We start from the raw sequence: 12832 nt of genomic DNA, 5'->3' as shown, positions 1-12832 counted from the left end.
ATGAAGCGACATCATCCATTAACCATGCTGTGGAGCTTGTGGAAACAGGTAAAGAATTGGTTCGCCATCGTCCTTTTTTTGTTTGTTTTCCGTCAGGGCTCGGAGTCCCAATGGATATTCTATGGAAGAATCGCTTTTTATGTAGGTGTCTCCATTAGTATCCTGTCCATTATCCTGAAGTGGTTCACCTCGCGTTATGCAGCAGACGATACAGCCTTTCATATCTATAGTGGTGTGTTTAACCGTACTCGAAGAACGATACCTTATACGAAGGTCCAGAATGTGAATCGTCATACAACGTTGTTTCATCGGTTATTCAGGGTGACGTCGATTCGATTCGAGACCGGAATTAAGGGAGAAGATGCTACCTTTCAGTTACACGTTGTTTCACTTTCCGAAGCGGAACAGCTGGAGAAGATTGTAGCAGGTCATATGGCTGAAGAAGCAGTAACAGTAGGAGCAACAGAGGAACATGATACGTTGGATGCAGTTCAGGTTATGGAAGAGGGAGAGGCGCAATCCGAACCTGTTATAACGGATGAAGTCATGTCTCTACCTGCAAAAGAAAAACAGGAACGGGTTGTTCATTATCATTCCACCCGCAAGGACATATTCAAAGCATCCTTTACCTCGCTCAGCTTTCTCGTACTGATTCCGGTCTTGGCTACGCTCTATTCCTGGGTGAAGGACTTCTTCCCTGATGAAGAAGTAACGGAGAGTTTGTTATTAACCTGGCTTGATTCCTGGTGGATTGCCGGTTTGATGATTTTAGTTTTATTGATTATATCTATTGCTCTGGGCATAGTCAGAACCTTCGTAAAGTATGGCAATTTCCAGATCACCTCGGATGCCAAACGGATCTATATCTCGAAGGGCATGATGGAGCAAACGTCATTTTCAATCCTGAAAGAGCGAGTCCAAGCCGTGAAAATTACACAGTCGCCAATGAAAAGGCTGCTTGGACTGGCGGAAGTAGAACTGACCACTGCAGGTAGTCTGGGAGAATCCGAGCAGGAAGTGAACTCGCTCTATCCCTTCTTGCCTGTGAAGCAAGCCTATACCCTACTTGAGGAAATCCTGCCATCCTATCGGGTTACGCAAGAGATGGAAAAACTTCCACGAATATCACTATGGCTGCGCCTGCTCAAACCAAGTTGGGGATGGATCATAATTACGGGTTTATTGTGGTACTTCAAACCATTGGTGTTTGGGCAGAAACATGCATGGTGGATGATTTCCGCGATTCTGCTCGTGTGGATTGCAACATGCAGAGTGATGGACTTTTTCCATACCCGATACATTCTGCATCAGAATTTCATTCAACTTCGAACCGGTGCGCTCACGTCAACACTTTTCATCTCCAAACGTGAGAAAGTCATCGAAGTGCAGATCACCCGTAATGTGTTACAGCGTTGGTTCGGTGTGGCTTCCATTCATACCGTAAACCGTGCCAAACCAGTACTGCATCATCGGGCACATGACATTTCCCTGGATACGGCGAAATCATTTCAATCGTGGTACATGGGTCGTACCCAAGATGTTCAGACCCGTTAATTGCAAGAGCAAGAGCAGGAAGACCACATCAGGTTATTCTGTGCTTGCTCTTTTTAATTGAAGACAGAGGAGGAAGAACTATTTGATGAAAGCTGTGTTTTTTGATGTGGACGGTACATTGCTGAGCGAAATAGATCGGAGTTTATCACCGCGTACAGCTGAGTCGATCCGGGAGTTGATTCGTAAAGGCGTTCAAGTCGTACTCGTCACAGGCAGGCCCTATAATTTATGCGAAGAATTCAGAAATCTCGGAATCGATACAATCATTTCGGCTAATGGGGCATTGATCAAAGCAGGTGATGAAGTGATACATAAGTCTGTACTTTCAGCACAGATGGTTAGAGCATTCAGTGAGTTTGCCGAGTTGCATGGGCACAGTATTTCATATTTTACAGAGTCATTTGAGACGAACGGGTTGTGTACAACAGATGGTCGTGTTACTGACGCTTTAAGAGATACGCTTGGACTTATGGATTCCCCACAGAAAATCAGCACGTTGGAACAGGACGTATATTGCATTTGCTTATATGCGGATGAAGCGGAGACGGAGAAATTCCAATCCAGATTTCCTTCCTTACGATTCGTGAGATTCCATCCGTATGTAGTGAATGTGCTGGAAGCGAGCGAAGTCAGCAAATCTATAGCCGCAGAGAAAGTTCTCGACTACCTGAAGATATCCAGAGAGGATACAATGGCCTTTGGCGATGGGGAGAATGATGTGGATTTGCTAGTGTATGCGGGAATCGGAATTGCGATGGGAAATGGCGGAGAACGGATTAAACAAAGCGCTGATTATGTCACCCTGGGGGCAAGTGAAGATGGGGTCACCCATGCATTGAAGCAATTTAAGATTTTATGAGAATGGATCGGCTAAAAAGATGAAGTATATCCAAATTGTGGATTTTCATGTAGAATGATATAGCACGTATTAAGCCCTAAAGCATAGGGTGTTTATCAAAGGGTGACTTATGAAAAAGGTTGTTATCGTAATCCTGTCTCTTGTCGTACTTGTTGGTGTATCCTCTTCCGCTTATGCTCATCCAGGCAGACTGGATAAGAACGGTGGACATAACTGTTCAGCCAAATCCAAACAAAAGGGTCTGTGCACGGGTTATCACTATCACAAAAAGAAAAAATGAGAATGAGCTGTACAAGATAAACCCGGCCATCATTCAATGTATGGTTGGGTTTGCATGTGTACCATTGATTTAAAATGATGGAGGCGGTTACACCATGCGGATACAGAAGATATCGGTATGGAATCATGACGATTTAGTGGCGATGCTGGCCGAAAGCTCCAGTGAGGGGTTCAGACATATCGAGCGATTAATCCATGAATATGAGACAGGAATCAATACATTCGAGCAAGAAGATGAAGCGCTTTTTGAATGCAGAATGCACGATAAGGTGGTTGGGATTTGCGGTTTGAACAGAGATCCTTATTCTGAAATGATTGATACCGGAAGAATTCGCAGGCTTTATGTGATGAGAGAGTTTCGAAGACATGGGATTGGGCGCAGGCTGATGGATACGGTTATTCATAAAGCGGAAAAACATTACGCTCGACTGGTTCTGTACACAGATCAACCGGTTGCTGTATTTTTTTATCGCGACTTGGGATTTAGAGAAGTGACGAGTATGGAGAAGATAACGCATGTACTGGAATTGGGGGAGAAGGAAGATGGATCATATTAAAGCCGTTATTTTTGATTTGGACAATACAATTCTGAACAGAACAATGACCTTTGACGGCTTCACGCAGAGTTTGATTAAAACTTATTTTGGTCACCTTGAGTCAACCGAAGATATAAGCAAACGAATTATTGAACTCGACCAGGATGGTTATAAGGACAAACCCTTTCTGTTCAACGAGTTGTTGCATGAACTGCCCTGGGCAGAGCATCCACCACATGCAGAACTGATGGAGTTCTATGGCAGAGAGTATGTGCGAAGTTCAGTTCTGATGGAACAGGCGCGAGAAGTCGTTCAGCATCTTCGGGGGAAATATCGAACCGGGTTAATTACCAATGGGCAGACCGATATTCAGTATGGGAAGATCGATCAACTCGGTATCCGGGAGGATTACGACCATATTATTGTTTCAGAGGAGGCTGGAGTCAAAAAGCCCGATCCACGGATATTTCAGCTTGCGCTCGATCATTTCGGTCTAAGACCAGAGCAATGCATTTACATTGGCGATCATCCCGTGAACGATATTGAGGGAGCAGCAAGCGTAGGTATGAGCACCATCTGGATCAAGGTCAACCAGCCGTGGCAGGACAGCATTACGTCGGGTCCTTTACATACGATTGAGCATCTAAGTGAGCTGAAGAAACTGCTTTAGAAGACGGTTATATAAATTGAATTCCTATAATCACAGTCTGGAAAGCGAGGAACATATGGAGATTAGACAGATGGCTACAGCGTTTTTGAGCAATGGCTCAGACATGCTGATGATGAAGAAGGCGGGTAGCAGATTGTTTGATTTTGAATTCTGGGGTGGGATTGGCGGACATCTGGAACAAGGAGAACTGAACGTACCCATGAGCGCCAGCTATCGGGAGATTGAAGAAGAGACCGGGTTCACGCAAGAGGATGTCGAACACTTTCGGCTTCGGTATATTCTGTTGGAGGTTAACGGTGGTGAAATTTGGCAGCAGTTTGTATATTTCGGAGAGACCACGCATCGACATTTTGTGCCCTCGGATGAAGGCGAGTTATTCTGGATATCACTGGATGAGGTGTTGGACTTACATTCGTCTATTCTGATCAAAGCAACGCTCAGGCACTATTTACAACATCCGGGCGCAGAAGACATCTGGATTGGCAACGTTCAGAGCGGAACAGACCTTAAGGGTACTCCACAGGTAATATGGAACAGAATGCAGGAAACGATATCATTTGAGCCAAAGGGGGTTAATCGATAATGTTGAAATATAGAATGGAAAGAAAAAAATTGAGATGGATAAATTACCTGTTGATCACTGTACTGATTGCTATAATTCTTCCGAGTAGTCATGTAGAGGCAGGCAGCACGATTACAGTGAAAACGAAGGTCCAATATTATAAAGGACAGCCATACATACATCTAACAGGTGGAAATAAATCTGTGACGGATAAACTGAACAAGACATTTAAACTCCACGCAGTGAAAGCAGCTCGCCTGGACAAAGAAGAAAAGAAATCAAACAAAAAATATTTCTACATCACCATGGCCAGTGTAAAATACAATGCAAAAGAAAAGTTATCTGTGGTATATGAAGATCACGTATACACTGGCGGAGCACATGGAATGGATGCGACAAAATCATATAACTATGAACTAAGAACGGGGAAAGAACTGAAGCTAAGCGAGTATGTCAAAGACGATACTCAAATGGAGAAAGTAGAGAAATCAATCTCCAACAGTCTATTAGCCATGTATAATGCAGGAGTTTCTATTTTTGAAGAAAATATTTATGATTTTCAGCTTGATCAAACATCTGAATTCTTTTTATATGACAAAGGAATTGTCATCCGATTCCACCCTTATGAGGTTGCACCCTACGCTAAAGGGTTTGTAGATATCAAAGTCCCATTCAGTAAATTCAACCAATAGAGTTTTTGCAATAAAAGGCATGATCCAGTTCAATGAGGTCATGTCTTTTTCTATTTATACAATCATTCAAAATACTCTAAATAATTTCAATAACTTCGGCTTCTATGTTTCTACATACGGAATAAATAGCTTAACCCATTCCAAGAAGGAGGTTTTGTTATGAAACGTATTGGAAACATGTTTCAGGCTGACCGTAGCAGAGTGTAAATGCTATGGCAGCCTGAACGAGCGAACCGGTTTAATTTAGCATAGGGCAGAGGCGGTGGTTATGGGTTGTTGGAAGAAGATGATTTCATAAAACTACGCTGTAATAATTCGATCTTTCGTTTGTCTATTCCGATGTTCTATAGCCTCCTCATAATCCCCGATCAGTGTATCAAAAATATGCTCCCACGACCGCTGCTCAGCCAGCTTTCTGCCTTCCAGTCCCATCATCCTCAATTGGTTCACGTGATTTCCCCAGAGACATATCTCCCGAATCAGTGCATCAGCCTGACCTGGCTCGAATAACACACCATTGCGGTGAGGGGATATCAGATCCTTTACACCTCCAGCATTGGCAGCCACCACAGGGAGTCCTGAAGCCATCGCTTCCAGTACCACATTGCCAAATGTCTCCGTAGAGGAAGGAAACACAAACAGATCTGCCGAAGCATACATAACAGCAAGTTCTTCGCCATGCATATAGCCTGTAAAGGTGACATTCGGTGGGGATTGCAGACGCATTTTGGGGAGAGATGGGCCGTCGCCAACGATAATCCAGTGAACACGGGACTGCATTTCCGGGGGCAGCTGCTGCATGGTAGTCATGAGTGTAGCGATATCTTTTTCCGGGGCAATGCGTCCAACGTAGAGTAAAATAAGGGGAGCGGTGATGTGGTATCGTTCACGGATATCCGAGCTGCGTTTATCAGGTGAGTACAGGTTGCAATCAATCCCGCGAGACCAAAGTTTCAGACGCTGAATGCCTTGGGTTTGCAGGGTGTTTAACGTTTCCTGCGATGGAGTTAGGGTTGCATCACAGGCACGGTGGAACCACTGGATATATTTCCAGTAGAGAGGAATCATACTTTTCAACCGGTAGTATTCGAGATAACGATCGAAGTGGGTATGGTAGGAGACAACATGCGGAAGACGGTGTTTGAGCGCATACCTCAGACCAAGCAGCCCCATATTAAAAGGCGTGGCGATATGCAGCAGATCGGGTTGAAAGGTTTGTAGCTGCTTGTGCGTGTCTGCTCTGTTGGGTAGAGCAATGCGGCATTCGGGATACAGAAAAAAAGGGATGTTGGCAACCGATCGGACTTGAGTCTCATGGCTTCCTTCAATGACGGAGTTCGGAGTAAACAGCAGATGTTCAATTCTTCTGCGGTTCAGATGGTTACTCAAGCGGTGGAGCGTGCCAGCAACACCATTGGTTTCCGGAAGATAGGTGTCTGTGAACAAGGCCAGGCGCATCATTACCCCTCCCAAGACTCGTGATGCCAAGATCATAACAGCGGAACATTTTCCAGAGGTCAAGTGCACGTTAACTTGACGATATTCCCTGTAAATTTGTTAAAGGGTATACTATACCAACTTCCATAAGTTCAACTTATATAGCGTATTCTGATATGATGTAATAACGTGTCGGCGTAGTTGAACTTGAAATTTACACGAAACGGAGAGGGCAGAAAAAAACTGAAGAAGCGGAGCGTTCGCCTTTATCACCGGATTTTACCCTTTAATAAAGGGATTGAAAAAATCTGGGGATAACAGCGATCGGAAGTTTATTCTGACCGCGTAGTGGTCCAGTGTAAAAAACACGTTCAAACCTATTTAGACAGAGAGATACAGGAGGCAGAGAAAGATGAACAAGTTACAAGAAGAATTGCAGGAGTTGTTACCACTTGATCAGCTTGAAGAGATGTCAGGTGAAGAAGTGGTGGGGAGTGTTGCCATGGACCTTTATCGGGCTGAATTTGCGACGATTCGAGAAAGTGGGCCGGAACTTCCGCAAGTATTGCGAGATATCATTCTAATCATTGATCTGGATACCGAGCTGTCCATGAACGGGATGACCGGTTTCCTTGAGAATGTCAGCGGACAGTATCTCGGTGAGACAATAGAAGCGATGGAGCGGATCGGCAATGATGCAGATGCCGTGATCCTGAAGAAGATAGAGCAGATGTTGTCCGAAAGCGGTGTAACGCACGGGCAATTACGAGATAATGTGAATGGCCTGTCCGAAGATGACATCACGACAAGCCTGCAAACACACGGGGAACAGATTCATGAGGTATTACAGCAGATTGAACTGGAAGCCGCGAATTTGAGCATGCAATCGGATAACGAAGAAAGCTTTGACCTGCTGTATCAATATGTGGACGAAAATAAAGAACGTTTGAAACAGGAGATGCAACACGTTTTGTCTAATTGAGTGGGAAGAGGAGGCAAAATGACAATCATGAACAAACGATTAGCGCTGGAATCCTTTTTGGTTACCTTGTTATTCATCATCGGTTTTGTAGCTTGGAATGTCGTTCAAGGCATGATCATGACCATGAATTATGTACCTGATCTTACGAACACCGCTTCTTCTGTTACCCCATTGCAATCCAAGATTGCTTTTGGAAGCCGTGTTCAATGGGATACAACATCTATGATTATGGCTGTTGCCGGATTTATTTTGCTCACCGCCGCATATTACGGTCTTCGATCAGGAATGCAACGCTGGACACAGCGTTCCTGAAGTGTTGTCTAAATAGAAGACATTTCCTTACACTGCTTTTGCAGCATACCAATTGAATTTCATTTGCAATTGCCCTGAGTCCATTAGACTCAGGGTTTTTGCTATGGCTAATGTTTTTCCGCTTCGAAGGGGAAATTTTCTAGATCCAAGGTCAAGGAAGAATCCGTTACAATGATCTTGTAAGCGCTTATCGTTTTGGATAGAGAGAGGAGGAGAGACAGAGATCATGATTACAACCAATCAGATTTATCTCGATCAGACATTGCATAGCAAAGAGGATGTATTTGATTTTATATCTGCGGAGGCAGAGCGTTACAGCATCACTACAAACCGTGCACAACTTGCGGCTGATCTGTGGGAACGCGAACGTGTCTACTCCACCGGACTTCAGGATCACTTTGCGATTCCCCATACCCAGAGTGAAGTTGTAACACGTCCAGCAGTGATGGTCATTCGATTGCGGGAGCCCATTGATTGGGAATCTCATGACGGCAAGCCGGTAAAATATATTTTTGCCATCCTTGTGCCTAAAGGTCATGTAGACGTATCCCATCTGCAAATTATCTCTTCACTTGCCACCTTATTGCTGGAAGATTCATTCAAAGTGGCCATCGCGGAAGCGGTGCATCCGGAAGATGTATATGCGTTGCTTCATCAATATACGGAAGGACTGGTGTCATAATGAAAATCGTAGGTGTAACGTCATGTATCGCAGGTCTCGCCCATACCCCGATGGCCGCCAAAGCATTGGAGAAAGCAGCTCAGCAACTGGGATATGAGATCAAAGTGGAACAGCAGGGAGCCATGGGACAAGTCAATAAGCTGACGGAAGAAGATATTGCTGCAGCTAATTTTGTACTGATTGCAGCGGATCAAACGGTGAAGGACATGGATCGGTTTGGCGATAAAAAAGTCGTACGTGTCAAAATCGGTCATGCCGTAAGTCAGGCAGAAGCGGTATTAACCAAAGCTGTTGAGGCTGTGAACGCACAAGCTTAACCCCACCTTCCACATGAGGAGAGAGTACGATGAGAAAATGGTTTGGTGAAGCAAAAACACATCTAATGACAGGTATCTCCTATCTGCTGCCGGTCATTATCGCGGGTTCCCTGGTCGTTGCCATCTGTAAAATTATCGCACTATCAATGGGCATTACTGATCTTGATCCGTATAAAGATGGAAGCGGATTCTTGCATATTTTATATCTCGTGCAAAATGTAGGATGGAGCGGCATCGGACTATTGACGATTGTCCTGTCCGGTTACATTGCCTACTCCATTGCTGACAAACCTGCGCTGGCCGCAGGTCTGATCGGCGGGGTGCTGGCACAGCAGACCAACGCTGGTTTCTTGGGCGCATTAATCTCCGGTTTTTTTGCCGGATACATCACCTTGTGGGTCAAAAACAAAGTTAAGATTACAGGTCCGGCCGCTGGCTCGGTACCGTTAATCATTTTACCGCTGATTACCGTAGGTTTAACCGGATTTCTGATGGCAGTCATTCTGGGTGGCCCGCTGGGCGCGCTGAATGAGTATCTCATTGCTTGGGTTCAAAACATGAGCCAGAGCGGAACCAATACCGTTGTGCTTGCCATTATTCTGGGGGCAATGATTGGATTCGATCTCGGCGGACCCGTCAACAAAGCGGCATGGATGGCAGGCAATGCCCTGTTCCTGTCCGGTGTCTATCTGCCGAATATTTTCATTAATATTGCCATCTGCATTCCGCCGCTTGGTTATGGTTTGGCAACATTGCTGATGAAGAAACGTTTTTCCAAAACCTATCAGGAAGCGGGAAAAGGTGCAGTGATTATGGGGGTGATCGGTATCACGGAAGGTGCAATTCCGTTCACACTGCGTAACCCTGCCAAAATGATTCTGGTCAACATGTTTGCCTGTGCAACGGGCGCTGCCTTGACTGCACTCCTGGGAGCACATATCATCATGCCACCAATTGGCGGCTTATATGGAGCTGTGTCAGTAGGTACCCCAATCGCGTACCTTGCCGGAGGCATTGTCGGTGCACTAATCGTGGCGGGGGGTACCATGCTGGTGAACTTCCGTGATGAAGAAGAGAAACAACCTGCCAAGACTCAGGAAGCTTCAGTGAAGAAAAACGGGGAAGAAATCGAACTCGTTTTTGACTAAAAGTACATGTTCAAAAAGATCGGTTTTCAGTATCTTGAACAACCTTTAAAAAGCATCTGGAGGGATATAGAGATATGAGTGAGAGAAATCGTACCAAAGTACATGTGATTCCACATACGCACTGGGACCGGGAATGGTATTTTACGACCTCCCGTTCCAAAATGTATCTCGTCAAACACGTCAAGGAAGTATTGGATGCACTGGAGAATATCGATGGATTCCATTATTACCTGTTGGATGCACAGGGCTCGCTGCTGGATGATTACATCCGCTGGTGTCCCGAAGATGAGGAACGGATCCGCCAACTGGTTTCTGCCAAACGACTGATGACGGGACCCTGGTATACACAGACGGATCAATTGGTTATTTCCAGTGAATCCATGGTCCGAAACCTGTATTATGGTATGAAAACAGCACAAAAGTACGGACATGCGATGAAGGTTGGTTATGTCCCGGATGCATTTGGACAATCGGCACAGATGCCGCAGATCTATCGGGAGTTTGGCATTGAACGTTTCCTGTTCTGGCGTGGTGTCTCGGATAATACGAATCCACATACCGAGTTTACGTGGGAAGGGTCGGATGGTAGTCGTGTATTTGCTGTACAGATGCCATTCGGGTATTACTACGGTGGTAACATTCCGGAAAATGAAGAAGATCTGATCCCTTATTTGGAGAAACAGATTGGTGCGCTGGAACGCAAAGCCTCCACCAAACATATCTATTTCCCTAATGGGTTTGATCAGGCGCCTGTGCGATTGAATCTGCCGGAGTTGATTAAACGGTTCAATGCACTGGATACAGAACGCGAATATGTGATGAATGAACCGGAACGTTTTCTGGCGGAGATCGAAGCGGATAGTCAGGATCTGCCTGTACTTCGGGGTGAATTAATGGAAGCCAAGCACATGCGGATTCACAAGTCCATTTTTTCCACCCGTGCGGATCTCAAGCAACAGAATAACCGAATTGAGAATCTGATTGCTAACACGCTCGAACCTGTACTTGCCATTAGCCATTCTCTCGGGCATGATTACCCGCATCGCATTGTGGAGGACATCTGGAAGCTGTTGTTTGAGAATGCGGCACATGACAGCATCGGTGGCTGTAACAGCGATACAACGAATCAGGACGTTGCGTTCCGTTACAAACAGGCCTATGATATCGCACTGAATTTGCTTGACCTGCATATGCGGATGATTGCTTCAACGATACAGCAGGAGGAGACATTTGCGTTCACCCTGTTCAACACGCTACCGTATGTGCGAGGCGGGGTTACTGAGATTGAAGCTTATATTCCGGAAGAATCCTTTGTGATTCGGGATACGAAGGGGCGCGAGCTGGCCTACACCATTGTGGAAAAAGTAGACCAGACCGATTATGTGCTTGGACAGCACATCGATCTCAATCCAAGCCGCAAAGTGCATCTGCCGGAACGGGTATATCGCGCCAAATTGCTGGTGGAACTGCAAGAGGTCCCGGCGATGGGTTACACCCAGATTGTTTTTGATTTCAGTCAGGGCGCTGCACCTGTCATTGAACGACGTAACGAGGACAAGATTGAAAATGAACATTTCACTATTGCGCTGCAAGCAAACGGCACCTTGCAAATTACAGATAAGCGATCTGGCCAAGTGTATGCGGATCAAATGGTCTTTGAAGATAACGGGGATGACGGAGATTCCTACAATTATTCTCCTCCCGAGCGGGATCTGATTGTTTCTTCGGCAGGTAGCCAGATGAGTGCGACGACCACCCAAACGTCTGTATCTCAGACACTATCCCTGCGTTTCACGTTGGATGTTCCCTACGATCTGGAAGAGCGCGCCGCAGGTATCACGTCGGGAGCATTGCCAATGCAAGTGGAGATATCTCTTCGCAAAGGAGAGAATCTGATCCGTTTCCAGGTTCAGGTGCAGAATGAGGTGTTCAGCCACCGTCTGCGTGTCCTTTTTGATACAGGAATTGCTTCCGCCCTATCCATTGCAGACCAGCCTTTCGGTGTGATTGCTCGTCCAACCTCATTGCCAGAAGTGGAAGTATGGGAGCGCGAACAATGGCAGGAGAAACCGATCACTATTGAAGCGATGCAGAGTTATGCGGGGTTGAACAACGGTACGCGTGGTATGGCTGTGATGACGGAGGGTGTACGTGAGTATGAGATTGTTGGCGAGCAAATGGATACCATTGCCCTGACCTTGTTCCGTACTTTTGGTTTCATGGGTAAGGAAAACCTGTTGTATCGTCCTGGCCGGGCCTCCGGTGAGAAAATTGTGGCTACACCTGATGCGCAATTACTTGGCGAGCTCTCCTTTACCTTTGGCCTGCATATCCAGACTTCCGGGTTCGACGAAGCGAATGTGGCCCGTGCTGCGCGTGAATATTTGACACCGATCAGCAGTTATCAGCTATGCGACTTTTTGAACGGACGACTGATCTTTGCTTTCCGCGATGAGGCACTTGTTCTTGATACAGACTATAGCCTTATGTCGTTCAGCAACGATTCCAACGTGGTGTTAAGCAGTTTCAAGAAAGCAGAGCAGAGTGACGGATACATTGTACGTGTCTTCAATCCGTATTTGTCACAGTCTGCTAACGTGAACATACACTTTAATCAACCTGTACATGCAGAGCGTGTATCCCTTGCTGAACAACCACTGGAGCCTCAGCAGAAGTTAACCGATGGAGAAGAGGTCGTGCGTTTGCCGGAACTCGCACATTGTAAATTGATGACGGTACTTGTATCGATATAAGGTGGGCTTTAGTTTGACACAATCCTGATCAGAAGGGAGGTCGGATATC

14 protein-coding genes are annotated in these 12832 nt (G+C 45.7%); 13 read left to right on the top strand and 1 reads right to left on the bottom strand.

Annotated features, from left to right (window positions below; genetic code table 11):
• From PAEAM_RS27510 to PAEAM_RS27480, 7 genes are all read left to right on the top strand, one after another.
• The gene (locus tag PAEAM_RS27510) at positions 1 to 1554 is read left to right on the top strand and encodes a PH domain-containing protein (RefSeq protein ID WP_243391481.1); all 1554 of its coding nucleotides are present in this window, start codon (positions 1 to 3) and stop codon (positions 1552 to 1554) included.
• Positions 1555 to 1636: 82 nt separating this feature from the next.
• Positions 1637 to 2413 (top strand): Cof-type HAD-IIB family hydrolase, encoded by a 777-nt coding sequence (locus PAEAM_RS27505; protein ID WP_100529582.1) that lies wholly within the window; start codon positions 1637 to 1639, stop codon positions 2411 to 2413.
• Positions 2414 to 2522: 109 nt separating this feature from the next.
• Complete coding sequence (locus tag PAEAM_RS27500) at positions 2523 to 2693, top strand: YHYH domain-containing protein (protein WP_094030640.1); 171 nt, start codon at positions 2523 to 2525, stop codon at positions 2691 to 2693.
• A gap of 94 nt (positions 2694 to 2787) precedes the next feature.
• Complete coding sequence (locus PAEAM_RS27495) at positions 2788 to 3249, top strand: GNAT family N-acetyltransferase (protein ID WP_100529581.1); 462 nt, start codon at positions 2788 to 2790, stop codon at positions 3247 to 3249.
• Positions 3236 to 3898 (top strand): HAD family hydrolase, encoded by a 663-nt coding sequence (locus PAEAM_RS27490; protein ID WP_100529580.1) that lies wholly within the window; start codon positions 3236 to 3238, stop codon positions 3896 to 3898. Before PAEAM_RS27495 ends, PAEAM_RS27490 begins: the two co-directional genes overlap by 14 nt.
• Positions 3899 to 3914: 16 nt before the next feature.
• Positions 3915 to 4481 carry an NUDIX domain-containing protein gene (locus PAEAM_RS27485; RefSeq protein WP_243391480.1) on the top strand — a complete coding sequence of 189 codons (567 nt, stop codon included), beginning with the start codon at positions 3915 to 3917 and terminating at the stop codon, positions 4479 to 4481.
• Positions 4481 to 5152, top strand: coding sequence for a DUF3298 and DUF4163 domain-containing protein (locus PAEAM_RS27480; RefSeq protein WP_100529578.1), 672 nt, complete (start codon positions 4481 to 4483; stop codon positions 5150 to 5152). Before PAEAM_RS27485 ends, PAEAM_RS27480 begins: the two co-directional genes overlap by 1 nt.
• A 300-nt stretch (positions 5153 to 5452) precedes the next feature.
• Here PAEAM_RS27480 and PAEAM_RS27475 read toward each other — a convergent pair whose 3' ends face one another.
• Positions 5453 to 6640 carry a glycosyltransferase family 4 protein gene (locus tag PAEAM_RS27475; RefSeq protein ID WP_243391479.1) on the bottom strand — a complete coding sequence of 396 codons (1188 nt, stop codon included), beginning with the start codon at positions 6638 to 6640 and terminating at the stop codon, positions 5453 to 5455.
• A gap of 361 nt (positions 6641 to 7001) precedes the next feature.
• Here PAEAM_RS27475 and PAEAM_RS27470 point away from each other — a divergent pair, with 361 nt between their 5' ends.
• The 6 genes from PAEAM_RS27470 (at position 7002) to mngB (ending at position 12783) form a co-directional block, all read left to right on the top strand.
• Positions 7002 to 7571 (top strand): DMP19 family protein, encoded by a 570-nt coding sequence (locus tag PAEAM_RS27470; protein ID WP_100529576.1) that lies wholly within the window; start codon positions 7002 to 7004, stop codon positions 7569 to 7571.
• A 27-nt stretch (positions 7572 to 7598) separates the two neighbouring features.
• The gene (locus PAEAM_RS27465) at positions 7599 to 7883 is read left to right on the top strand and encodes a hypothetical protein (protein WP_133120487.1); all 285 of its coding nucleotides are present in this window, start codon (positions 7599 to 7601) and stop codon (positions 7881 to 7883) included.
• Between the two features lie 226 nt (positions 7884 to 8109).
• The gene (locus tag PAEAM_RS27460) at positions 8110 to 8565 is read left to right on the top strand and encodes a PTS sugar transporter subunit IIA (protein ID WP_100529574.1); all 456 of its coding nucleotides are present in this window, start codon (positions 8110 to 8112) and stop codon (positions 8563 to 8565) included.
• A complete protein-coding gene (locus tag PAEAM_RS27455; protein ID WP_017689749.1) occupies positions 8565 to 8882 on the top strand; it encodes a PTS fructose transporter subunit IIB in 318 nt (105 codons plus the stop codon). The genes PAEAM_RS27460 and PAEAM_RS27455 overlap by 1 nt, the downstream gene beginning before the upstream one ends.
• A gap of 29 nt (positions 8883 to 8911) precedes the next feature.
• A complete protein-coding gene (locus tag PAEAM_RS27450) occupies positions 8912 to 10030 on the top strand; it encodes a PTS fructose transporter subunit IIC (RefSeq protein WP_036610325.1) in 1119 nt (372 codons plus the stop codon).
• Positions 10031 to 10104: 74 nt separating this feature from the next.
• A complete protein-coding gene (gene mngB, locus PAEAM_RS27445; protein ID WP_243391478.1) occupies positions 10105 to 12783 on the top strand; it encodes a mannosylglycerate hydrolase in 2679 nt (892 codons plus the stop codon).
• The last annotated feature ends 49 nt before the right edge of the window (positions 12784 to 12832 follow it).

Source organism: Paenibacillus sp. GM1FR (assembly GCF_002803315.1).
In the GTDB taxonomy this organism is placed as follows: Bacteria; Bacillota; Bacilli; order Paenibacillales; family Paenibacillaceae; genus Paenibacillus; species Paenibacillus amylolyticus.
This window is presented reverse-complemented; position numbering and strand designations above follow the sequence as displayed.

Excerpts from the sequence above, each read along its gene's own strand:
- PAEAM_RS27500 (WP_094030640.1), top strand. The coding sequence starts at position 2,523 with ATGAAAAAGGTTGTTATCGTAATCCTGTCTCTTGTCGTACTTGTTGGT.
- PAEAM_RS27455 (WP_017689749.1), top strand. The coding sequence starts at position 8,565 with ATGAAAATCGTAGGTGTAACGTCATGTATCGCAGGTCTCGCCCATACC.
- PAEAM_RS27450 (WP_036610325.1), top strand. The coding sequence starts at position 8,912 with ATGAGAAAATGGTTTGGTGAAGCAAAAACACATCTAATGACAGGTATC.
- PAEAM_RS27460 (WP_100529574.1), top strand. The coding sequence starts at position 8,110 with ATGATTACAACCAATCAGATTTATCTCGATCAGACATTGCATAGCAAA.
- PAEAM_RS27510 (WP_243391481.1), top strand. The coding sequence starts at position 1 with ATGAAGCGACATCATCCATTAACCATGCTGTGGAGCTTGTGGAAACAG.
- PAEAM_RS27495 (WP_100529581.1), top strand. The coding sequence starts at position 2,788 with ATGCGGATACAGAAGATATCGGTATGGAATCATGACGATTTAGTGGCG.
- mngB (WP_243391478.1), top strand. The coding sequence starts at position 10,105 with ATGAGTGAGAGAAATCGTACCAAAGTACATGTGATTCCACATACGCAC.
- PAEAM_RS27490 (WP_100529580.1), top strand. The coding sequence starts at position 3,236 with ATGGATCATATTAAAGCCGTTATTTTTGATTTGGACAATACAATTCTG.
- PAEAM_RS27480 (WP_100529578.1), top strand. The coding sequence starts at position 4,481 with ATGTTGAAATATAGAATGGAAAGAAAAAAATTGAGATGGATAAATTAC.
- PAEAM_RS27465 (WP_133120487.1), top strand. The coding sequence starts at position 7,599 with ATGAACAAACGATTAGCGCTGGAATCCTTTTTGGTTACCTTGTTATTC.
- PAEAM_RS27470 (WP_100529576.1), top strand. The coding sequence starts at position 7,002 with ATGAACAAGTTACAAGAAGAATTGCAGGAGTTGTTACCACTTGATCAG.